Here is a 21962-nt window from a genome sequence, read left to right on the forward strand (position 1 = left end):
TATAGGAAATCTCTATATAACCTTTTTTGAGATATACATAGTAAATTTTCAATAAGTATTTTTATTTTAAAGAAATTTTTTTAATTCAGGTATGAACAAATAATATAATTATATAAAATCAGGCAACAAAAAATTATGTATGAGTTTTAGTAAATGAATAAAACAATTTTTAGCTTAATTTTTGCTACCTGTGCAGCTTTTTCAAATAGTATTCAAGCAGAAGAAGTTTATTATCAACAAGAAGATATCGCTTATGCTTTTGAACTAGATTCAATCGAATTTTATTTACCAAGTAAAAGTAAATTTAAAATTACTGCTACCAGAAAACTAGTTGGCGTACCCGAAACAAAGTTTTATACAGGTGATTTTGATAAAGATAATATTGCACAATACCACATGGCTTTTGACTGTTCACATAAGACGATACAGATTTTAGACTTTATGATTGGTGATAAAAATAATGGTGAACTTAAGTATAAGAGCGATAAAAAGAGTGAAGTAATGAAAGCCACGGGTGATAATGATTTAGCTATGCTTAATTTAGTGTGTGAAAATGCTAAGGCTATAAAATAGTGTCTGTGAATTATAAGGCTTGTTTTAATACACGTATATACAATTTTCTTGGCGGCCCACCTTTGAAAAATATGAAGTTAAAGATTTAAAAATTATGATACCGGTACAGCCATTCTCTTTTTTCGCAATTTTTCTGTTGTTTTTTGTTCCATTAATTGGTGTTGTACTAACACTAGGCTTGTTGGTGAAATTAATATTCTTTTGGCGAAAGAAGGCGCAAAAGCCTGTTAGGTTTTTTTCTCGAAAAACATTATTCATTACGCTGTTGGCATTGATATGTGATCTGTGGGCTGGTTATTTATTTTATATGATTGCATCGGTAAAGTATGAGTTCGCACTTGAGCAGCATTATAAAGAAAGTCGCAGCCATTTCGTTTTATCTCAAGATGCGCAATATGGAGAACTGTTGATTCCCAAAGGGAGCTTAATCAGTCGTTATGATGCTTTTGACAACGGTGAGCCTCAATTACCCTTGAGTTTACGGGGATTACAAGCTGTACGTTTCCCTCATCCTGTACAAGTCGCTGGAATGTGGGTAACTGCGATGGAACCTCCTCGAATGGAATTGGCATGGGATCAGCAAATAGGTCCAGTTATGCGCTTTGACCCTAATGAGGAAAATGGTTATGGTAAATGGGTTTACGATACGAAGCGTCCCACCATCACCTGTTCTCGTGGGGACATCGTACTGTTTGAAATTCCATCCATTCATTATGATATTGCAAAAGAATTTGGTAAACCTGAACCCGATGGAGCTAATGCACGTTTTCGTCCGAGTGAGTGGGGTGTTCAAGAATGTGAAAAAGGTCAAGGGCCAATTAAAGTTAGTCCAGCATATACGGGAACTAAGCCCAAAAAACCTTGGTTTCGACCTTACTGAAAAGCTCTATTCGACCTCTTCAGAGATTAAGTCGGCAGTCTTATGCATTGTTGGAGTAATTAATAAAGAAAGTTCTAAGTTTAAAAAAACAGTTGGTGTTGTGGTTGCAGCAAAGAGAGGTTTATAAATTATTTAGTGTTGAATTAAATATTTTATACGATGAAAAGCTCTTAATGTATCCTTATAAAATTCTAGTAATTTGAGTAAATTTATGTGGGACACGGTCATTTCTATTTCTATTTTTGATCATTGGCTTTCAGAAGTAGAAGCTGATCAATCGAATATCATTTGCTACGACATCTCATTGAAAAATAATAGCTTGGATGAATATTTAAATGGCGAAGAAAAATTCTTAAACTTTTACTATCAACTTTTTGATGAGTATTCTTTTAAAGATAATAAAAAAATAGATTTTGATGAATATAAAACCACTGTTATACAAAGTCTAAGAGAACATCGATTAATGGATATGTATGTTCAAAATGGAAGAATAAGGCTACAAGGTGGATTTGATAGGACTGATCAGCTCTTTTTAGCTAATAGATCTTTGATCCCAGATATTATGAAAAAACTAGAAATAAGTAAATTACACGTTTTAGAGACAACGAGTTATGAAAACTATTTAAAATTAACCTAATGGAGCTTATACGAAGTCTTTCTAGCTCAAATAAAACAGCCTCTTAAGGCTGTTTTATTTTCCCTTTATAAACCTCACTTAAACAATAACTCACGCATTATTTATCCTTACTTTTTAATGATCTAAATTAAAACAAATGTCATTTTGTGTGCTTGACTGCAAAAGGGCGGAGCACTATTCTTTGCCTGCTGGCCACATTGCCAGCCGGTTTTAGCAGACCGTGCTCAAGAACATTGAAAAAATTCATTTTTTGATGTAGACCCGTTCGTCTCCCTTTTTGTAGCGGTAGGACGGAAGGGGGACACCTTCGGGTGTGCTGGGTCTTGAGCCAGTCTGCTAACCCCCTTTCGTTCTGCCACCATAATTCTATAAATGTCTGGCAGAACTCCCAATAAAAAGGAGTTGGCTTTGCACATTCTTAATTTCTTGGCAGCCTTTGCCAAAGTCTATATCGACACGACTTAAATTTATACTTAGCTTGATAGCGAATAGCGCTTTCAGGCTTTAATTCGTCGCGACCAAAAACTTAATCAACAATAAAACTTGAGATGTGCAAAACACAGTCTTAACGGCTTTGCTATGCCTTTTTTTCTCCCAAAAAAGTATCTCGTTTACATACAACAAGAATTTTTATAACGGTAAAACTATGCCAAATTTAGTGATCTCCCCACGTGCCATCCAAGTTGTAAATAAATCAATTGATCTGTTTCACCATCACGGATTTCATACGGTTGGAATCGACAGAATCGTGAAAGAGTCTCAAATTCCAAAAGCGACTTTTTATCATTATTTTCACTCTAAAGAGCGTTTTATCGAAATCTGCATGATCGTGCAAAAAGAACGTTTAAAAGAAAAAGTAGTTTCAATGGTTGAGTACACCAGTCAAACAAGTGTGATGGATAAACTTAAGAAACTTTATGTCTTACACACCGATTTGGAGGGGCTTTACTATCTATTATTTAAAGTAATTTTTGAGATCAAACTGACCTATCCAAAAGCCTATATCACCGCAATGAGATATAGAACATGGTTGCTTAATGAAATCTATAGTCAGTTAATAAAACTAAAAAAAGATGTTTCCTTTCAGGATGCCAAATTATTTTTATATATGATTGAAGGAACCATTATTCAGCTTTTAAGCTCGGCTCAAGTAGGGGATAAAGAGATGATATTAGAATGTTTTTTGAAGCAGTTTAAAGAGACATAATATATGTAATTTATAATTTTAGAATATTTAATGTGCTTATTTTGAGATAAGTTTTTAAAAGAAGCAAAATAATATTGCTAATAAAAGATTTAAAACATCTTGATTAAATCAGTTTTGAAGTGGATTGATAAATATTATTGTAAAATAAAAGTCCTTGTATGAAAGGACTTTTAATAGGGTGCCTATTTAAAATTATAAGAAGCTATCCCTTAAAGTTTGTTATTAAGACATCTCAGTTATTTTGTAAACCTCTGTGATATACATATAGAAAAAGAGATAAGTTACGATTAATGTTAATAGCCCTATAAATGGAGTAGTTACTTTTAAACTTTGTGGTGACAATTCAAATTGACTATTTTCTATTTGATTAGTGGTATCATTTTGATCGTTTTCAGTTTGAGTAGGGTTATTATTTGGACTATTTCTCATCTGATTAATCATGTCATTTTGTTTTTTATACTCTTTTGCCCAAATGAATAGTTGGATGAAAACAAAAGAAATACTGCTTACCACTAAAAATAAAACTAAATAAAAAATCATAATATTCTGTTTTTGTTGGTTTTTAAAAGTATCGCCTCGTATTTGATAAATATTATTATTTGAAGCTATTAACATTTCTGTTTCTTTATCTTCAAGGTGAAGTTTTTTTATTTCCGATTCTAGTCTTTCTATTCTTAATTTATTTTCAGTTTTTTTAACATCTGCATCTGTGAATGCTGTATTTTTTAATAAGTTAGTATTTTGAGGGGGCGTGGAAGTATCTGTTGTAGAGTAAACATTTATTGATAGTAATAATATTGTTTCAAAAACAATAATTTTAATAATTGATTTCATTTTAATTCTCCTTTAAGGAAAACACGGAGATTTAGTAGGGGTCGTTGCTCGAGGAGGTTCTTTCGGTATTTGTTCGCAATATGGGCAATTATTTTTAGATTTAGTAATTGGATTGACTTGTATCTTGTTAGCAGAGTATTTTAAAGGAATGCCTATTTTTTTATCTTCCGTTTTTTTAGAGTTGATATCATCTACTTTTTTAAAGAGGATATCGCTATTTAATGGTTTATTATTTGGATACTCCGTTTGGAGAGAATTATTTGAAAATTCTTTTGAAAAAACAGAAGTACTTAGCAGGCAAATAATAACAATAGATAGGAATAATAATTTATTCATATTCTGCCTCACTATATTAACCTTATTATTCTAATTAATATTTTTTGCGCTTTTTTTGATCAAGTCAAGATATTTTTTAATAATATTTATTTTTATATATTGTTTTTTGTAGATTTGAGAGCTTCATACTATTTTATATTTATAAAATAGTATGAAATTTTAATAATTTTGAATAACTTAGAATGTATTTTGAATAATCACATCGTCGTAAGGAAGTTTACCCACACGTGGGTAAGGTTCAGAAGCTGACTTACCAACAGCAATCATTAAACACACCACATGATCTTCAGGTAAGTTAATGAGCTTTGCCATTGCGTCAAAGTCAAAACCATCCATTGGGCAACTGTCTAAACCATGCTCTTGAGCAAGTAACATTAAAGTTTGAGCAAAAATACCTGCACTACGCATTACTTCGTCACGTTGAGTTTGCGGACGGTCACGGTAATATTGGTCAATTGCGCCAGCCATAATATTTTGTACTTCTGGAGTCGCGCCATCCCATACACGCTTAGCATCAACTTCCCATGTATTTACTTTTGCACACAACACAATCAGTAATGATGACTCTGTAACTTGTGGTTGATCCCAAGCAATGGTGCGAATTTTTTGTCTTAACTCAGTATCTTCAATGATGACTGGACGCCAATGTTGTAAGTTAAAAGCGCTTGGCGCATTTGCTAAAACTTCTTGTAATAACTGCTTTTTGTTATCTTCAGAAAGTTGAAAAGCAGGGTCGAAGCGTTTAACTGCGCGGCGGTTACGGATGGCATCAATAACATTCATAAGATTTTCCTACTTAAGAGTTGGGTAGCGGTACTCGTTAGTTTTTATAACGTTGGGCTACATCAGCCGAAGAAAAGTTTGGTAATAATGTGATACGTGATTTTTCAAAATTATTCCATTGATTTTCGTCTTTCAGCACAGGAATTGTAATCGTTTCTTTGCGGTCAAAACCAATTAGAGCCGCATCGACCAAATCATTGACATCCATTAATGGTGGGACTTGGCTTAAGTCGATGCCTGAACGTTCCCAAATTTCGGTTTTAGTTGCCGAAGGCAATACTGCTTGAATATGCACGCCATGATCTTTTAATTCTAAATATAAGCCTTGGCTAAAAAATTGGATGAAAGATTTACTTGCGCCATAAATGGTAGAACCTAATTCAGGAGCTAATCCAAGCACAGAGCCTAAATTAATAATGGCACCTTTACCTTTATGTATAAGTGATTGCGAAATTGCATGAGACAAACGAACAACCGCAGTCATGTTTAAAGTTATAAGTTTTTCAATGTCTTTAATATCTTGAGTTAAAAAGTTTCCGTTTAATGCAATGCCTGCGTTATTTACCAGAATTTCAATATCAACATCGTTTTTGAGTACATCTTCAATTTTACTGATGTCCTGATCGTTTGATAGATCGGCTTGAATGAACTCGACTTGTACGCCGTATTTTTCTTGAAGATCTTTTGAGATTTTATCTAGGCGGTTTGTGTCTCGTGCAACCAAGATTAAGTTATGGCCACGTTGAGCAAATCGGTCTGCATAGACAGAACCAATTCCTGACGAAGCTCCTGTAATAAGTACTTTTGATTGAGCTGACATGTGATGTCTCCACGATTTAATTTTTAGATTATGAGTATAATCTAAAATATGCAAGTTTTGATGTCAACCATAATCAATGTATAATTGTGACGAATAGGGTGAGTAAAAGTGGGTAGCCAACATGAAAGTCAGTAAAACTCAGGTAAAAGAAAACCGAGAAAAAATTGTCGAGAAGGCGACTCAACTGTTTCGTAGCAAAGGCTACGACGGTGTCGGCATTGCTGAATTAATGTCTAGCGCAGGCTTTACCCACGGTGGGTTTTATAAACATTTCAGCTCGAAAACAGACCTTGTCTCAATTACTGTTAAACATGGGCTTGAGCAGGTTTTAAAAAGAATAGAAGGCTTAAACTTAACTCAATTTATTCAGCTTTATGTGTCTCGTACTCATCGAGACAACCGAGATTTGGGCTGCACCTTAACAGCGCTATCTTGTGATGCTGCAAGACAACCAGACGAAGTAAAAGTCGAATTTGAAGAGGGCATTGAGCAACTTATTCAGTTCATTATGAATGAACGAGCAAAACAAGTTTCTTTAGAAACAGAAGAGTTGAGAAAGCAAGCTATTAATATTCTTGCTCAATCTGTGGGGGCAATTGCCTTGTCTCGCGCATGCCCAGACCAATCCTTGCTTAGCGATGAAATATTGGAAAGTTGTAAAGAGAGTCTTTTAAAGTTAGTCGATTAAACTTTTTTATCTCTCAAACTGGTTTGGCTAAGCTGAATTAACCTCGCAATATCCACTGTTCTTTCATAAATGAGTTCTGCCGCATGTTCGCAGGCTTGTTCTAATGTGATCGGACCATTTGCTAATGAGAAAGCAGCCGTAACGCCGTGCTCATAAAGTGCTTGATAGCCTTGGCCTAAAGTTCCTGCAATCACAATGACAGGGATGCCATGAAATTTTGCAATTTGGCTTACCCCAAAAACGGTTTTACCGCTTAAGGTTTGCTGGTCAAATTTACCTTCGCCTGTAATGACCCAATCTGCATTAGAAATTTTATGCTCAAGTTGATTCAGTTCAGCCACGACTTTAACGCCAGCTTTAAAGTCTGCATTTAAATAACTTTTGGCTGCAAAGCCCAAGCCACCAGCAGCGCCAGAACCTGCTTCATCTCGTTTGTCGAAACCTAAAAGTTGTGCCGAGACATCGGCAAAATGGGCAAGCGCTTGATCAAGTAACTTTACTTGAGTAGGGGAAGCCCCTTTTTGTGGACCAAAAATATGAGATGCGCCGTTTGGTCCGCAAAGTGGATTGCTCACATCGGCAGCTAGTAAAAACTGCGTGTGCTGAATACGTGAGTCGAAATGTGTTAAATCAATTTTTGATAAGTTGCTTAGAGCGAGGCCACCTGCGGGTAAAACCTTTTGGTTGGCATCGTGCAAAACAGCACCTAAAGCACTCAGTAATCCTGTGCCGCCATCGTTGGTTGCACTACCGCCTACAGTTAAAATAATGTCTTTTGCGCCTGCATCTAAAGCATCCAGAATGAGCTGACCTGTTCCAAACGTTGTGCTATGGCAAGCATCACGCTCTGACGGCGGGACTAGCTGTATGCCGCTCGCTTGAGCCATTTCAATGATGGCGATTTTTTGTTTTTCTAACCATCCCCATTTGGCCTGAACAGGCTGACCTAATGGCCCGACTACAGTTTTTTCACGCCATTGACCACCGCTGACTTCTAAAACAGATTCAATAGTTCCTTCGCCGCCATCGGCCATCGGGCATAAAATCGTTTCTGCATGAGGAAAAACTTCTTGCCATCCTTTGGCAATGGCCTGAGCTACGTTTAAAGCAGGTAAGCTGTCTTTAAATGAATCAGGGGCGATCACAACCTTCATAAATGCTCTAATGTGGATAGATTTTTAATTGTTTTATACTGTTTAATGCGAAAAAAACATAGATAAAGACATGTAAACATCAACTTTAAAAGGCTTTCAATCTGTTAAAAATAAAAGCCAATAATGTTTTGATCTGTAAAAGGCGGAGTTTCTATCTTTTTAACTCATTGTTTTATATGTTTTTCTATAAATAGCGCCGTTGGCCTAAATGATTGTAATTGTAAAAAATATGGCACATATTATAAGAACAGTTGAGCCAGCTTTTTAAAATATGGTGAATAACATACCAAGCGGACTCTACCCACAAGCTAGACAGCAGCGATTCTTGATATAAGCATAATTAAATTGTGGTTTTATTGGATCTGTTGAATGCCTAAGAAGAAATAAGAGGATGAAAAAGTGGATAATTCAGAAGAACAAAAGCATATACAGGAAAATAACGGTTTTGCGCGAATTGAGCCATATACTCATCCTGCTGGCGGGTGGGGCGCACTTCTTAGTGTTGCTCGAAACTTAAAGCGACAAGATATTTTAGGTAAAGGTTCAATTACCTTACTCAACATTAACCAGCCTACAGGTTTTGACTGTCCCGGCTGTGCATGGCCAGAAAAGAAAGATGCCCATGCGTTTAACTTCTGTGAAAATGGTGCAAAAGCGGTTGCCTTTGAAGCAACCAGTAAAACAGTGACTCCTGAATATTTCGCAGGGCATACCGTCAGTTGGTTATCAGAGCAAAGTGACTTTTTTCTAGAAGACTTGGGCCGTTTAACCGACCCTGTTCGCTATGATGCTGCAACCGATAAATATGTGCCTATTTCATGGGACGATGCATTTAAACTCATTGCTCAACATTTACACGCGCTAGACAACCCAGACCAAGCGGCATTTTATACCTCTGGCCGTGCCAGTAACGAAGCAGCATTTTTATATCAATTGTTTGTGCGAAGCTTTGGTACAAATAACTTTCCAGACTGCTCGAACATGTGCCATGAAACCACAAGTGTTGGTTTGCTTGACTCGATTGGTTTAGGAAAAGGCACAGTCACCCTAGAAGACTTTGACGTAGCCGATGCTATTTTTAGTTTTGGTCATAACCCCGGCACCAACCATCCACGTATGTTAGGTACTTTACGTGAAGTGTCTAAACGTGGCGGCAATATTATTGCGATTAACCCAATTAAAGAACGAGGTCTTGAGCGTTTCCAAGACCCGCAAGCACCGCTTGAAATGATGACCAACGGCAGTACGCCAATTAGTCGTTATTATTTTCAGCCGAAAATTGGCGGTGACTATGCACTCATGTTGGGTATGTTAAAACACTTAAATGAGTGGGATAAAAAAGCGCTAGCTTCAGGTAAACCGAGTGTTTTTGACCGAAACTTTATTGCGGTGAATACCGTTGGTTTTGATGAAATGATTGCTGAGGTTGAAAGAACTGAATGGGCAGATCTTTATAAACACTCAGGCCTATCGCCTGAACATTTAGAAAAACTCGCCAAACTCTTTTTAGAATCAGAGCGTTCAATTTTCTGTTGGGGAATGGGTATCACGCAACACCGTCACGGAACAGCCAATGTACACATGCTGGCAAATTTATTGTTGGCGCGTGGACAAATTGGCAGACCGGGCGCAGGACTTTGTCCGGTTCGTGGGCATAGTAATGTACAAGGCGACCGAACCATGGGTATTAATGAACTGCCTAGCCCTAAATTACTCGACAACATTGACCGTGTGTTTGGTATTAAATCACCGAGAAAAAATGGACATGGTGTCGTTGAAACCATTAAAGCCATGGCTGAAGGCGAGGTCAAAGTCTTTATTGGTTTAGGTGGGAACTTTGCAGTTGCAACGCCAGATACGCCGTATACCCAAGAAGCACTTAGAAAGTGTAATTTAACTGTTCATGTTGCAACCAAGTTAAACCGTAGCCATTTGGTGTGTGGTAAAGACGCACTTATTTTGCCATGTTTAGGCCGTACTGAAATTGATGAGCAGCTTCATGGACCACAAGCAATTTCAGTCGAAGATTCAATGAGTAATATTCATTTGTCAGCAGGGCGTAACGCTCCAATTTCTGACAATATTTTGTCTGAACCAGATATTGTCGCCCGAATGGCCGAAGCAGTGCTTCCAGACAGCCAAATTAAGTGGAAGTGGTATATCGAAAGTTATGACCGTATTCGTGACTCTATTGCCGATGTATTTGATGAGTTCCATGACTTTAATTTACGCGTCTATAAACCGGGCGGTTTTCATCTAGAGCATCCAGCCAATCAGCACATCTGGAATACAAAAAGTGGTAAAGCGCAGTTTATGATTACACCGCTGAGTGAAGTCTATGCCGATAAAGAAAATCAGTACGCTGCCGCATATACCGACAGTAAAGTTTATACCTTAATGACCACGCGTTCTCATGACCAATACAACACTACTCTATATGGTCTAGATGACCGTTACCGTGGGGTGTTCGGTCAGCGCCGTGTGTTGTTTATGAACCAAGCTGATATTGATGAAGCTGGTTTTGAAGCAAACCAGTGGGTCGATATTGAAAGTGTTTTTTCAGACGGTGTGAAACGTATCGTGCATAGTTTCCGTATTGTGCCGTACAACATTCCGCGAGGCAGTTTAGCCGCTTACTATCCGGAAACTAATCCTTTGGTGGCATTAAGCAGTCATGATAAATATGCCAAGATTCCTGCTTCAAAAAGTGTTCCTGTGATTTTGCATCCCGGAAATGCGCCAGAGCATTTTAACTTGGCAACGGCAGTAGCCCCTGAAGATGCCGATAAGAAAGTAAGCAACCTTTAATCAAAGGCAATATTAAAAAATATCATCCAAACAAATGGCGCTCTAAACAAGCGCCATTTTGAAATAAAGGAAATAATTTTGACACCACATTCTTATGGGGTTGAGACATTACCAGTACAGCGGTTTAACAAAACCAACTCTGAAAATGTTTTAGATCATATTGTGCAAGAGTACCCAATTGCTTTGGTGTATAACGGCATTTCGCATGCGGTGATGATGGCGACACCGACCGATGTAGAATTATTTGCCAAAGGTTTTAGTCTCTCGGAAGGAATTTTAACCAGCTTAAAAGAGCTATATGCACTTGATGTACATCAAAATGAATTGGGCATTACGGTGGAAATGACTATTTCATCGAGAGCATTTGTTGCATTAAAAGAACACCGCCGCATGATGGTAGGCCGTACAGGCTGTGGTTTGTGTGGAATTGAGAGTTTAGAGCAGTTTCAGTTAGACGTTCCTAAAATTACAACGCATGCATCAAAAATATGGCTTGAGCAAATTCCGAGTGCCATTTCCCACTTAAAAGCCCAACAGGAAATTACCGCTTTAACGGGTGGCGCACATGCCGCAGCTTGGGTGGTTGATGGTCATATCGTCGCCTTATTTGAAGATGTCGGCCGCCATAATGCTTTAGATAAATTAATAGGTTATTTAGCGCAAGAAAACTACAATACCAGTTTAGGTTTTGTGGTGATGACCAGTCGTGCAAGTTATGAACTAATACGAAAATGTGCCCAGCTGAACATCAGCCTATTGGCGTCAATTTCAGCACCTACTAGCATGGCTATTCAATTAGCCAAACAATCTGGCCTGACTTTGGCGAGTTTTTGTAGGGGAGATAGATTTGTTTTATATACAGAAATTTAAAATATATTGTTCAAGATGATGGACCTAAAATGAAGCTCATCTAACATTTCTTTGGCTTTTAAGCTAAGGATAGGTTTTATGGATTATTATAAAACTCTAAAGGTTCAGAGTCTGTCCAAATGTCTTGGTTACAATCACTAAAAGAATGGGCAAAACGTCTAAAAAAACAAATTATTATGCTTTGGTTTGCATCAAAGCATCCCCAAATGCCATGGTTCCCAAAAGTTATTGCTGTGGTGGCTGTGGCTTATGCCTTTAGTCCAATCGATTTAATTCCAGATTTTATTCCTATTTTAGGCCTTTTAGATGAGGCCATCATTCTACCGATGCTCATTTGGTTAGCTGTGCGTTTTACACCTCAACAAGTCATTTTAGATGCGGAACAACAAGCTGAAGAATGGTTAGATCAACAGGAGCGTCGGCCTCAAAATTATTTGGTTGCTGTGTTGATTATTCTAGTTTGGATCACACTGGCCTTGATGGCCTATTTCTACTTTGGTGGTGGCTTGTAATTTGCAAACCGTCAAAGTTTAGAATCGTGAATTTAAAGGCATTAACATTGTGCTTTGCTACAACTCAAAGGATAATAACGTTTTTATAAGCTATGAGTTGCAGACAATGAAAATCGTCGCAGATGAAAACTTGGCATTTACCGATTACTTTTTTTCAGAATTTGGCGATATTCAACACAAAGCAGGGCGTACTTTAACCCATGCAGATGTAAAAGATGCTGAAGCTTTATTGGTTCGTTCGGTTACTGCAGTTAACGCAAGTTTAATTGAAAACACAGTATTAAAATATGTGGGCAGTGCCACAATCGGGACCGATCATTTAGATATTGCGGCGTTAGAAAAACAAGGAATTACATGGGCAAATGCGGCTGGTTGTAATGCCCAAGCGGTTGCTGAATATGTCATTACTGCTTTACTTCATTTAGATGCAAACCTTTTAGAACAACAAGAAAAATTTACCCTAGGTATTGTTGGCCTTGGCAACGTCGGTAAGCTTTTGGTCTATATGGCTCAGTTACTTGGTTGGAATGTAATTGGCTTTGACCCATATGTGAAACTAGACACAATTGAAAATGTAAGCTTAGAAACTTTGTTGCAACAAGCCAACGCAATTTCAATTCATGTGCCGCTGACCAAAAACGGTGAACATCCTACATATCATTTGTTTGATGAAAAAGCTTTCGCAGCGCTTCAACCTGACACAATTTTAATTAATAGTGCACGTGGTCCAGTCGTGAAAGAAGCCGCTTTAATGAAAGACATTCAACGTACCCAGCGTAAAGTGGTGCTTGATGTATTTGAGCATGAACCAGTCATATCAGAAGAACTTATAGACATGTTGGCTTTAGCAACACCGCATATTGCTGGTTATAGCCTTGAAGGAAAAGCTCGCGGTACACAAATGATTTATGAAGCTTTTTGTCAAAAGTTTGGATACGACATTAATAAGCGTTTTGAAACTCAGTTACCTGCATGCGAAGACTATTTTTCAGGACATGATTTAAAAGCTGTTTTAAAGCAAAAGTTAGCTCAGATTTATGATATTGCTCAAGATGATGCCAACATCCGTGCTTGTATTAAAGACGGCAAAGTAGAGCAAAAAGCATTTGATTTATTACGTAAAAATTATCCGCTGCGCCGTGAATGGGCAGCACATGGGGGACCACAGGCATGAGTTTAAGCTATCAACCTACTTGTTCAATTGATGCCTTAAAAGCTCGTGCCAAGCTCTATACCCAAATTCGTCAGTTTTTTGCTGAACGTGGTGTCATGGAAGTCGAAACACCGATCGTTTCACAGGCAGGTGTCACCGATGTGCATTTAGCTTCAGTTCAGGCTTTGCGTCATATTAATGGCAAATTGCAAACTCAATATTTACAGACTTCACCAGAGTTTGCCATGAAGCGTTTATTGGCGAGCGGTAGTGGACCGATTTACCAGATTTGTAAGGTTTTTCGAGATGATGAACACGGGCGTAAACACAACAGTGAATTTACTATGCTTGAATGGTATCGCCCCGGTCTAGACTTAAAAGCGTTAATGCATGAAACAGCCGATTTATTGCAAACATGTTTGCAGCATCGTTTTGGCGAAGTTCGTCCATTTATTTTAAGTTATAAGCATGCCTTTCAAGATCGTCTTGATATCAACCCTTTGCAGGCAACTTTGAAACAACTCAAAGATACGGCAAATCGTGTGGGGTTAAATCTCGACTTGGGCGATGACCGTTTAGCTTATATGGATTTGTTATTTTCTCATTTTGTTGAACCAAGTTTAGGTTTTGATGCTCCAGTTTTTTTAACTGACTTTCCACCAGAAATGGCCTCTTTGGCAAAAGTGAAAGTAGATGAAGATGGGGAAGAGGTCGCGGCGCGTTTCGAGGTTTATATTGAAGGCTTAGAGCTCGCTAATGCTTACGATGAATTACTCGATGCAGATGTGTTACGTTCACGCTTTGAAGCAGATAATGCAGAGCGGGCTAAGCAAGGGCTTCATGTTATGCCTTTAGATGAGCATCTGTTAGCAGCATTGCCTCATATGCCGGAATGCTCAGGAATTGCTTTAGGTGTAGACCGTTTACTCATGGTTGCAATGGATCAGGTCAAAATCGAAAAAGTAGTGACCTTTCCAGCAGAAATTGCTTAAAAGCTGACAAATAAAAAAGCCACAATATTGTGGCTTTTTTATTGAGGATTTATTCAGCTTAAGCTTGTTGAATACCTGCAACAACCCAGTCTTGCTGAGAGCCAGTAGGCTTAACAAAGTGCCAGATTTCGGTAAACGGTTGTGGCAAGCTGTTTAGATCTTCACTTACTGTACCAGTGAAACGTACACTTACTACGTATTGACCATTTTCAGTCGCACTGTCTACAACCATCGCATTCAAGTTACTAAATTCAGCAACGTCTTGATCTTGGTTTTCCATGATGTCGTTATACATAGAACTATAAAGTTCTGGTGTTAAGTAACGGCGAATTTCTTCAATGTTACTTGCAGTATTCATCGATTGGATGTGATTAAAACGTTGACGTGCAATACGTAAGAACGCAGCTGGTTCACTACCATCTGGAAGTTGATTGCCATTGCTCGTGGTTACACCACCAAAAGGCGCTTGCGTTGCTGCACCGCCACCCACAGATTGACCAAAGATATTTGTATTGTCGCCGGCATTACGTGGAGCTGCTTGTGGTGCAGCAGAACGGCCAAATGGGTTTTGACCGTTACTATTTGGTGCGTAAGGGTTGTTACCTGCTAATTTTTTTTTTGATCCCAATTTACGGAATACAAAGAAAGCAAGAGCTGCAGCAAGCAATACCCAAATCCAACTTGGGATTCCACCTTTTTTCTCTTCTTGAGCTTGAGCCTGAGTGGCTTGCTGTTCAGTTGATGTCGGTTTGTCATCAGCTAAAGCATTTGCTGCAACAGCACCTACGGCAGCACCAGCCACACCAGCTGCAACCATTGAACCAACACCTGGACCAGATTTCTGAGGCGCTGTAGTGGTTTGTTGAACTGGAGTCACTTGACGAGGTTGTTGATAAGACTGGCTTGAAGTAGTCGAACGTGCCATACCGTGGCTTTTACCACCACCTGCACGTTTAGCTTCAGCAAGAGGAGAAATTGCTAAAGCAGCCATTAAAATACCGGTAATCAAGCCACGCTGGTGTACTTCCATAGGAAATTCCTGTTTAAAGTTAATTTGTAATAGTATTTATGCAGGCTTTTACTCTAAATTTCAACTATAAAAGTATGTTTTTTTATGTCAATTCATCACTGAGTTGCATAGCTTCTGCCAATGCTTCATGCAAGCGCGCAACAGCAATAACTTGTACGCCCGGAATTGCCTTTTGAGGGGCGTTTCCTCTTGGTAAAATGACATATTTAAAGCCATGTTTCGCTGCTTCTTTTAAGCGCTCCTGACCGTTAGGAACAGGGCGAATTTCACCAGAAAGACCAACTTCACCAAAAACTGCAAGCTGTTGGGGCAATGCTTTAGTACGTAAACTTGAAGCACATGCAAGTAAAACAGCCAAATCAGAACCTGTTTCGGTAATTTTTAAGCCACCTACAATGTTGACGTATACATCTTGTCCAGTGGTTTGCACGCCACCATGACGATGCATGACAGCAAGCAGCATATTTAAACGGTTTTGTTCAAGACCAAGTGCAACACGTCGTGGTTGTCCTTGAGCATCATCAACTAAAGCTTGTACTTCGACCAAAAGAGGGCGAGTTCCTTCACGGCTAATCATGACAATTGAGCCGGGAATCGCTTCATCATAACGACTTAAGAAAATAGCGGAAGGATTGGCCACTTCACGTAAGCCTTTATCAGTCATGCCAAATACGCCAAGCTCATTCACTGCACCAAAACGGTTTTTAACAGCACGAATCATGCGATAGCGAGAATCCGATTGACCTTCAAAGTAAAGTACGCAGTCCACCATATGCTCTAAAACACGCGGACCTGCCAGTGCACCTTCTTTGGTCACATGACCAACAATGAATAGCGCTGTGCCACTATTTTTTGCATAACGGGTTAATAAAGCAGCAGATTCACGAATTTGTGAAACACCACCCGGAGCAGATTGGAGGGTTTCTGTATAAAGGGTTTGAATCGAATCTAGAATAGCGACTACAGGTTTTTCTTGTTCTAAAACTTCACAAATGCGTTCTACACAGGTTTCAGCCATGACTTTTAATTGGTCAGTTGGCAGATCAAGACGTTGCGCACGAAGCGCCACCTGAGATAAAGATTCTTCACCCGTAATATAAAGTGCAGAGCTTTTTGCGCTTGCCATGTGCGTTGCGGTTTGCAAAAGAATGGTTGATTTACCAATACCGGGGTCACCACCAATCAGCACCACAGAACCGGTCACCAAACCGCCGCCAAGCACTCGGTCAAATTCGCTAATACCTGTAGGTAAACGGGTTTCATGCGAAACTGAAACTTTATTTAGCGTTGTAATGTTAGCAACTTGACCCGCATAGCCCCCAATTTTTGGACGTGCACGGTGAGCAGTGGTTGGCTCAAGTTTAACTTCAGTCAGAGAATTCCATTCACCACACTCTGAGCATTGACCAGCCCATTTAAGATGATCGGCACCACATTGCTCGCAACGGTAAACAGTTTTGACTTTACTCATAAAAAATTGAAATTTTGCTCGATATTATATAAATATAGTTCTTAGGAAGTTCTTCATTCTTGTTTCCTAAAATTTTCATAAAAGATAATGAGGAAATTTGAAGGGATCTTCTAAGGAACTAATAAGGGAAAGACATCAAAAATAACACGATATTGGATTTTTACAAGTCAGATAAAGTTTGTTTTCAATGGATATAAAAAATCTAATCTATTCCCCAAGGAAGGTGTTTTTACTGGAGCATGTATCTAGCTGTTTATTATAGATATGGCATGGATATTGCTGAAGTGAAAACGAACAAAATAATATGAGTATTGTATTTTTAGAAATACAAAAGGTTGATATCTATGAGTGCAGCAGAAATTGTTGATTGGGTAAATAGTATTATATGGAGTAAGGCGCTTATCTATTTATGTTTAGGCGTTGGTTTATTCTTTTCTATTTTGACAAGATTTGTTCAGGTCCGCCAAATTAAGGAAATGGCTAGACTTTTAATAAAAGGTACTTCTTCAGAGCAGGGCGTTTCATCTTTTCAGGCATTATCAGTATCTTTAGCAGGTCGTATTGGTGTAGGTAACATTGCGGGTGTTGCAGCAGCAATTGGCTTTGGTGGACCCGGTGCAGTTTTTTGGATGTGGATGGTTGCATTCTTTGGTGCCGGTACAGCTTATGTAGAATCGACACTCGGTCAACTTTATAAAGTTGAGTATCAAGGACAATATCGCGGTGGCCCAGCATTTTATTTTGATAGAGGACTAGGTCAGCGTTGGTTAGGAATTGTATTTGCTATTGCAGCAATTGTCGCTTGTGGTTTGTTTTTACCGGGTATTCAAGCCAATGCAGTAGGTAAGGCATTTACACAGATTACAGGTGAAGGCGCAATTGTTTTTGGTGATGTTGGTGTCTATAAACTCGTTGCTTTGGTCGTCGTGATTGGTTTGCTGGCTATCCTCATCTTCGGTGGGATTAAACGAATTGCTCAGTTTGCTGAACTGGTTGTACCTTTTATGGCAATTGGTTATTTCCTCATGGCTGTTATCATTGTTGTGGTTAACATCTCAGATCTTCCAAAAGTATTAAGCCTGATTTTTACAGATGCATTTACGCCAATGGCAGGTCTTGGTGCTGCAATCGGTTGGGGGGTGAAACGTGGTGTTTATGCCAATGAGGCAGGCCAAGGAACAGGACCACACGCAGCAGCGGCAGCAGAAGTTCAACATCCAGCTCAACAAGGTTTGGTCCAATCTTTTTCAATTCACTTTGATAGTATAATTGTTTGTTCTGCTACTGCATTTATGATTTTAATGACAAGCCAATATAATGTTCAGGGGGCTTTAGAAGCAGGTCAATTCATTGTTCAAAATGTTCCTGCCTCGACTGAAATTGGTTCTCCTGCATTTACACAAATGGCGGTGAGCACTATTTTTGGTAATTTTGGTCAGATCTTTGTTGCTTTAGCCGTATTCTTCTTTGCATTCACCACTATCGTAGCTTACTACTATATTGCAGAAACAAACCTTGCTTATTTGAGCTACATTACAAAATCACCGTCATTACTGTTCATTGTAAAATGTTCAATCATTCTCGCTGTAGGTTATGGTTTACTGAGTGCCACAGGCTATATCTGGGGTATTGGTGATATTGGTGTTGGCTTGATGGCATGGATTAATATTATTGGTATTGTTGTAACGTACTTTATTTATAAACCAACGATTAAGGCATTAAAAGATTACGAAGAACAACAAAAAGCGGGAGTAAAAGAGTACACATTTGACCCTATTAAATTAGGAATTAAAAATGCGACATTCTGGGAAGAGCGCTTGAAGAAAAACCAAGAACTGAATGCGCAAGTTAAGAAAACAGGAAGCTAGAGTTTAACAACCAAATAGCTAAAAAGGTGGTCATATTGACCACCTTTTTTCATATGAGATTGATCATTAAATGAGAAACTGGATGTTCCAAAAAAGTGCATTGTATTGCTAGGGGCTTGTGCGTATTATCGGATTTAATTGTATGTAGCTTGGAATCATCAGCAATACAGACAAAATTGGTTAGCTGAAAAGTTGTCAAAAAATATACATTTAAAAGATACCTGCAAATGGTGCGATATCGTCTTTTTGATTTGAATTTAGCTAACGGACTAAAAAAATTACTGGAGTGTATTTATAAAATGTCGAATCAAAATCTGAGCGAGCCTCATGAACAAGGTGAGCTCCATCGAAGCCTCTCCAATCGGCATTTACAACTAATCGCGATTGGTGGTGCAATTGGTACCGGATTATTTATGGGATCAGGCAAAACAATTAGCCTTGCTGGTCCATCAATCTTATTCATTTATTTGATTATTGGTGTAATGGTGTTTTTTGTCATGCGTGCGCTTGGCGAATTACTTCTTTCAAATCTTGCCTATAAATCATTTATTGACTTCACAACAGATTTAATCGGTCCATGGGCGGGTTACTTTGTAGGGTGGACATACTGGTTATGTTGGATCACGATTGGTATTGCTGACCTTTCTGCAATTATTTACTACTTACAGTTCTTCAATAATGGTCTACCTTTCTCGCCTGTCGAAGGGGCGATGATCAGTGTTGCCGCGATTGTATTTATTATGGGTTTAAACCTGTTAACAGTTCGCTTGTTTGGTGAGTTAGAGTTCTGGTTTGCGCTCATTAAGATTCTTGCGATTATTATTTTAATCGCTGTGGGTCTATGGATGATCTTTACAGGCTTTACCTCAAGTACAGGTGAAGTTGCATCATTTACTCATCTCTGGGCTAACGGTGGCTTCTTCCCAACAGGTGTACATGGTTTCTTGGCAGGCTTCCAGATTGCAATCTTTGCTTTTGTTGGTGTAGAACTTGTGGGAACAACGGCTGCGGAAACCAAAGACCCAGCACGTAACTTACCAAAAGCAATTAACTCAATTCCAATCCGTATCATTATTTTCTACGTATTGGCATTGTTGATTGTGATGTCTGTAACACCTTGGAATAAAATTGATCCAGCGATCAGTCCATTTGTAAACTTGTTCAGCCAAGCTGGTGTGGCAGCAGCAGCGATCTTGATGAACTTGGTGGTATTGTCATCAGTGATGTCATCAATGAACAGTGGTGTCTTCTCAACAAGCCGTATGTTATTTGGTTTATCTCGTGAAGATCAGGGTCCAAAAGCTTTTGGTAAATTGAACAGACGTGCGGTACCGGCAAATGCATTGTATTTCTCTGCGGCATGTTTATTGTTAGGTGCGGCATTACAGTATTTTGTACCAAATACAGTTGAGGCATTTACACTTGCAACGACGCTTTCAACGATTCTGTTCATTTGCGTGTGGTTACTCATTATCTGGAGTTATATCCGTTACTACACTACGCGTCCTGAGCTACATGCAAAATCAACATTTAAATTACCGGGTGGTCTATTTACATGTTGGATCACGATTATTTTCTTTATTGGCATGATTTATGTGCTGTCTTTAGAACCAGATACGTTCAAAGCGCTTAAAGTCAGCCCAATTTGGTTTGTTATCTTGATCATAGGTTATTTCTTCTTCTATAAACCACGTCATAAAAAGTAATTAAATTTATTTGCTTATGATCAAACGCTGGCTGAAAAGCTGGCGTTTTTTATGCATATTGTTTTTCTCTTTAAGTTTACTCTTTAGCCGCCTGCATGATCACGGTATACTGCATCGAATTGTTTAAATCAGGTGCTCAGATGCGTCGTGTCATTTGCCTCATCAGTTTATTGAGCAGCAGTATTTTGCTTAGCGCTTGTGGTCAGTCAGGAGCATTACAGCTACCTTCTGATCCGAATTATGACAAACGCGCGAAATACTTGCTCTATCGTAATAAAGAACAGAAACAAGTTGTTCAACAGGATGAGCAGGCTGAACAGCCAGTTGAATCATCAGCCCCAACCCAAACAACTTCACCTTAAGCTTTGAAATAAGGACACATTCATGAGTTTCACTCGCATTAATGGAGTATTGCATGCAGAGCAATGTTCTATGGAGCAGCTTGCGCAGCAATTTGGCACACCTTTGTATGTTTATTCTAAAGCAGCTTTTGAAAAACATTACTTAGATATGGACCGTGCTTTTGATTTTATTGATCATCAAATCTGTTTTGCGGTGAAATCTAACTCAAATATAGCTGTTCTTAATGTGTTGGCAAAACTTGGTGCTGGTTTTGATATCGTATCAGGTGGTGAACTTGCACGCGTTTTAAAAGCGGGTGGGGATGCATCTAAAGTCGTTTTTTCTGGTTTAGGTAAAACTGAAGCCGATATCGAAACATCGTTAAATGTAGGCATTGCTTGCTTTAACGTAGAGTCTTATGCAGAACTAGACCGTCTTCAAAAAGTTGCAGCACGTCTAGGCAAAAAAGCGCCAATTTCTTTACGTGTAAATCCAGACGTAGATGCAAAAACTCATCCTTATATTTCAACAGGTTTAAAAGAAAATAAATTTGGTATTCCAAGTGATACCGTTTATGAAACTTATCAATATGCTGCATCTTTACCAAACCTTGAAATTATTGGAATTGACTGCCACATCGGTTCGCAATTGACCGAGACTAAACCGTTTGTTGATGCTTTAGATCGTGTCATGTTGATGATCGAAGAACTAAAAAAACTTGGTATCAATCTTAAACACATTGATATTGGTGGTGGTTTAGGTGTTTGTTATAAAGATGAAACGCCGCCAAGTGTTGAAGAATATGCCAACTCAATGAAACCTGCTTTAGAAAAGTTAGGTCTCAAGGTTTATATGGAACCGGGTCGTAGCATTAGTGCAAATGCAGGTGTGCTTTTAACCAAAGTTGATTTGCTCAAGCCAACGAGCCACCGTAACTTTGCCATTATTGATGCAGCAATGAATGATTTAATTCGCCCTGCTTTATATGAAGCGTGGATGGATATCCAACCTGTAGTGCCAAGTTCAGATATTGAAGAAAAAACTTGGGATCTCGTTGGAGCAATCTGTGAAACAGGTGACTTCATTGGTAAAGATCGTTCATTGGCTTTAAAAGAAAATGACTTATTAGCTGTTCTCGGTGCTGGCGCTTATGGTTTTGTAATGAGTTCAAATTACAATACACGTGGACGTGCCGCAGAAGTAATGGTGTCAGGCGATAAAGCCCATTTGATTCGTGAGCGTGAAACGGTTGAATCCCTTTGGGAAAATGAACGCTTATTGCCTGAGGAGTAAATGAA

Annotated in this window: 21 protein-coding genes; 14 read left to right on the forward strand and 7 right to left on the reverse strand. The window is 38.7% G+C overall.

Going from position 1 to position 21962, the window contains the following annotated elements:
• Positions 1-153 precede the first annotated feature (153 nt).
• The 4 genes from KIP84_RS04340 to KIP84_RS04355 all read left to right on the forward strand — a co-directional run bounded on the left by KIP84_RS04340 (position 154) and on the right by KIP84_RS04355 (position 3297).
• The gene (locus tag KIP84_RS04340) at positions 154-573 is read left to right on the forward strand and encodes a hypothetical protein (protein ID WP_060464889.1); all 420 of its coding nucleotides are present in this window, start codon (positions 154-156) and stop codon (positions 571-573) included.
• A 136-nt stretch (positions 574-709) separates the two neighbouring features.
• Positions 710-1453: a hypothetical protein gene (locus KIP84_RS04345; protein WP_213689817.1), complete on the forward strand. Its 744-nt coding sequence runs from the start codon at positions 710-712 to the stop codon at positions 1451-1453.
• Between the two features lie 211 nt (positions 1454-1664).
• Positions 1665-2090, forward strand: a complete 426-nt coding sequence (locus KIP84_RS04350; RefSeq protein WP_060464887.1) for a hypothetical protein — start codon at positions 1665-1667, stop codon at positions 2088-2090.
• A gap of 646 nt (positions 2091-2736) precedes the next feature.
• Complete coding sequence (locus KIP84_RS04355) at positions 2737-3297, forward strand: helix-turn-helix domain-containing protein (protein WP_213689387.1); 561 nt, start codon at positions 2737-2739, stop codon at positions 3295-3297.
• Positions 3298-3519: 222 nt separating this feature from the next.
• Here KIP84_RS04355 and KIP84_RS04360 read toward each other — a convergent pair whose 3' ends face one another.
• From KIP84_RS04360 to KIP84_RS04375, 4 genes are all read right to left on the reverse strand, one after another.
• Positions 3520-4131: a hypothetical protein gene (locus tag KIP84_RS04360; RefSeq protein WP_213689388.1), complete on the reverse strand. Its 612-nt coding sequence runs from the start codon at positions 4129-4131 to the stop codon at positions 3520-3522.
• Between the two features lie 12 nt (positions 4132-4143).
• Positions 4144-4467 carry a hypothetical protein gene (locus tag KIP84_RS04365; protein WP_213689389.1) on the reverse strand — a complete coding sequence of 108 codons (324 nt, stop codon included), beginning with the start codon at positions 4465-4467 and terminating at the stop codon, positions 4144-4146.
• Between the two features lie 177 nt (positions 4468-4644).
• On the reverse strand, positions 4645-5250 hold the full coding sequence (locus KIP84_RS04370; RefSeq protein ID WP_002118380.1) for a nitroreductase family protein: 606 nt from the start codon (positions 5248-5250) through the stop codon (positions 4645-4647).
• A gap of 37 nt (positions 5251-5287) precedes the next feature.
• Positions 5288-6070, reverse strand: a complete 783-nt coding sequence (locus tag KIP84_RS04375) for an SDR family oxidoreductase (RefSeq protein ID WP_213689390.1) — start codon at positions 6068-6070, stop codon at positions 5288-5290.
• A 121-nt stretch (positions 6071-6191) separates the two neighbouring features.
• On the opposite strand from KIP84_RS04375, the gene KIP84_RS04380 reads away from it, so the two are divergent.
• Positions 6192-6758, forward strand: coding sequence for a TetR/AcrR family transcriptional regulator (locus KIP84_RS04380; RefSeq protein WP_086376994.1), 567 nt, complete (start codon positions 6192-6194; stop codon positions 6756-6758).
• Here the strand turns inward: KIP84_RS04380 and KIP84_RS04385 are convergent.
• Positions 6755-7912: a glycerate kinase gene (locus KIP84_RS04385; protein WP_213689391.1), complete on the reverse strand. Its 1158-nt coding sequence runs from the start codon at positions 7910-7912 to the stop codon at positions 6755-6757. The genes KIP84_RS04380 and KIP84_RS04385 overlap by 4 nt on opposite strands.
• 399 nt (positions 7913-8311) lie before the next feature.
• Between KIP84_RS04385 and KIP84_RS04390 the strand changes: the two genes are divergently transcribed.
• The 5 genes from KIP84_RS04390 to epmA all read left to right on the forward strand — a co-directional run bounded on the left by KIP84_RS04390 (position 8312) and on the right by epmA (position 14247).
• Positions 8312-10720 (forward strand): FdhF/YdeP family oxidoreductase, encoded by a 2409-nt coding sequence (locus KIP84_RS04390; RefSeq protein WP_213689392.1) that lies wholly within the window; start codon positions 8312-8314, stop codon positions 10718-10720.
• Between the two features lie 78 nt (positions 10721-10798).
• Complete coding sequence (gene fdhD, locus KIP84_RS04395) at positions 10799-11590, forward strand: formate dehydrogenase accessory sulfurtransferase FdhD (protein WP_068565582.1); 792 nt, start codon at positions 10799-10801, stop codon at positions 11588-11590.
• Positions 11591-11709: 119 nt separating this feature from the next.
• On the forward strand, positions 11710-12102 hold the full coding sequence (locus KIP84_RS04400; protein WP_017399216.1) for a DUF1232 domain-containing protein: 393 nt from the start codon (positions 11710-11712) through the stop codon (positions 12100-12102).
• Positions 12103-12208: 106 nt separating this feature from the next.
• Positions 12209-13276: a 4-phosphoerythronate dehydrogenase gene (locus tag KIP84_RS04405; protein ID WP_068565580.1), complete on the forward strand. Its 1068-nt coding sequence runs from the start codon at positions 12209-12211 to the stop codon at positions 13274-13276.
• Positions 13273-14247, forward strand: a complete 975-nt coding sequence (gene epmA / locus KIP84_RS04410; RefSeq protein ID WP_039759715.1) for an EF-P lysine aminoacylase EpmA — start codon at positions 13273-13275, stop codon at positions 14245-14247. The genes KIP84_RS04405 and epmA overlap by 4 nt, the downstream gene beginning before the upstream one ends.
• Positions 14248-14305: 58 nt before the next feature.
• Here the strand turns inward: epmA and KIP84_RS04415 are convergent, their stop codons facing one another.
• Together KIP84_RS04415 and radA are read right to left on the reverse strand one after the other, a co-directional pair.
• Positions 14306-15277 (reverse strand): Tim44-like domain-containing protein, encoded by a 972-nt coding sequence (locus KIP84_RS04415; RefSeq protein ID WP_068565578.1) that lies wholly within the window; start codon positions 15275-15277, stop codon positions 14306-14308.
• Positions 15278-15359: 82 nt separating this feature from the next.
• Positions 15360-16748 (reverse strand): DNA repair protein RadA, encoded by a 1389-nt coding sequence (gene radA / locus KIP84_RS04420; RefSeq protein ID WP_039759712.1) that lies wholly within the window; start codon positions 16746-16748, stop codon positions 15360-15362.
• A gap of 344 nt (positions 16749-17092) precedes the next feature.
• Here radA and KIP84_RS04425 point away from each other — a divergent pair, with 344 nt between their 5' ends.
• The 4 genes from KIP84_RS04425 (at position 17093) to lysA (ending at position 21957) form a co-directional block, all read left to right on the forward strand.
• Positions 17093-18616, forward strand: a complete 1524-nt coding sequence (locus KIP84_RS04425) for an alanine/glycine:cation symporter family protein (RefSeq protein WP_014207419.1) — start codon at positions 17093-17095, stop codon at positions 18614-18616.
• Positions 18617-18915: 299 nt separating this feature from the next.
• Positions 18916-20322, forward strand: a complete 1407-nt coding sequence (locus tag KIP84_RS04430) for an amino acid permease (RefSeq protein ID WP_014207418.1) — start codon at positions 18916-18918, stop codon at positions 20320-20322.
• A 140-nt stretch (positions 20323-20462) separates the two neighbouring features.
• Positions 20463-20684 carry a lipoprotein gene (locus KIP84_RS04435; protein ID WP_002118887.1) on the forward strand — a complete coding sequence of 74 codons (222 nt, stop codon included), beginning with the start codon at positions 20463-20465 and terminating at the stop codon, positions 20682-20684.
• Between the two features lie 22 nt (positions 20685-20706).
• Positions 20707-21957, forward strand: coding sequence for a diaminopimelate decarboxylase (lysA, locus tag KIP84_RS04440; RefSeq protein ID WP_206260403.1), 1251 nt, complete (start codon positions 20707-20709; stop codon positions 21955-21957).
• Positions 21958-21962: the final 5 nt, after the last annotated feature.

This window comes from Acinetobacter sp. BHS4 (genome assembly GCF_018454425.1).
GTDB classification, from domain to species: domain Bacteria; phylum Pseudomonadota; class Gammaproteobacteria; order Pseudomonadales; family Moraxellaceae; genus Acinetobacter; species Acinetobacter pittii.

Bases quoted from the DNA above. Each gene is read 5' to 3' on its own strand.
- KIP84_RS04400 (WP_017399216.1), top strand. From the start codon at position 11,710: ATGTCTTGGTTACAATCACTAAAAGAATGGGCAAAACGTCTAAAAAAA.
- KIP84_RS04365 (WP_213689389.1), bottom strand. From the start codon at position 4,467: ATGAATAAATTATTATTCCTATCTATTGTTATTATTTGCCTGCTAAGT.
- radA (WP_039759712.1), bottom strand. From the start codon at position 16,748: ATGAGTAAAGTCAAAACTGTTTACCGTTGCGAGCAATGTGGTGCCGAT.
- KIP84_RS04350 (WP_060464887.1), top strand. From the start codon at position 1,665: ATGTGGGACACGGTCATTTCTATTTCTATTTTTGATCATTGGCTTTCA.
- KIP84_RS04340 (WP_060464889.1), top strand. From the start codon at position 154: ATGAATAAAACAATTTTTAGCTTAATTTTTGCTACCTGTGCAGCTTTT.
- KIP84_RS04430 (WP_014207418.1), top strand. From the start codon at position 18,916: ATGTCGAATCAAAATCTGAGCGAGCCTCATGAACAAGGTGAGCTCCAT.
- KIP84_RS04435 (WP_002118887.1), top strand. From the start codon at position 20,463: ATGCGTCGTGTCATTTGCCTCATCAGTTTATTGAGCAGCAGTATTTTG.
- lysA (WP_206260403.1), top strand. From the start codon at position 20,707: ATGAGTTTCACTCGCATTAATGGAGTATTGCATGCAGAGCAATGTTCT.
- KIP84_RS04370 (WP_002118380.1), bottom strand. From the start codon at position 5,250: ATGAATGTTATTGATGCCATCCGTAACCGCCGCGCAGTTAAACGCTTC.
- KIP84_RS04405 (WP_068565580.1), top strand. From the start codon at position 12,209: ATGAAAATCGTCGCAGATGAAAACTTGGCATTTACCGATTACTTTTTT.
- KIP84_RS04380 (WP_086376994.1), top strand. From the start codon at position 6,192: ATGAAAGTCAGTAAAACTCAGGTAAAAGAAAACCGAGAAAAAATTGTC.
- KIP84_RS04375 (WP_213689390.1), bottom strand. From the start codon at position 6,070: ATGTCAGCTCAATCAAAAGTACTTATTACAGGAGCTTCGTCAGGAATT.
- KIP84_RS04425 (WP_014207419.1), top strand. From the start codon at position 17,093: ATGAGTGCAGCAGAAATTGTTGATTGGGTAAATAGTATTATATGGAGT.
- epmA (WP_039759715.1), top strand. From the start codon at position 13,273: ATGAGTTTAAGCTATCAACCTACTTGTTCAATTGATGCCTTAAAAGCT.
- KIP84_RS04415 (WP_068565578.1), bottom strand. From the start codon at position 15,277: ATGGAAGTACACCAGCGTGGCTTGATTACCGGTATTTTAATGGCTGCT.
- KIP84_RS04385 (WP_213689391.1), bottom strand. From the start codon at position 7,912: ATGAAGGTTGTGATCGCCCCTGATTCATTTAAAGACAGCTTACCTGCT.
- KIP84_RS04360 (WP_213689388.1), bottom strand. From the start codon at position 4,131: ATGAAATCAATTATTAAAATTATTGTTTTTGAAACAATATTATTACTA.
- KIP84_RS04355 (WP_213689387.1), top strand. From the start codon at position 2,737: ATGCCAAATTTAGTGATCTCCCCACGTGCCATCCAAGTTGTAAATAAA.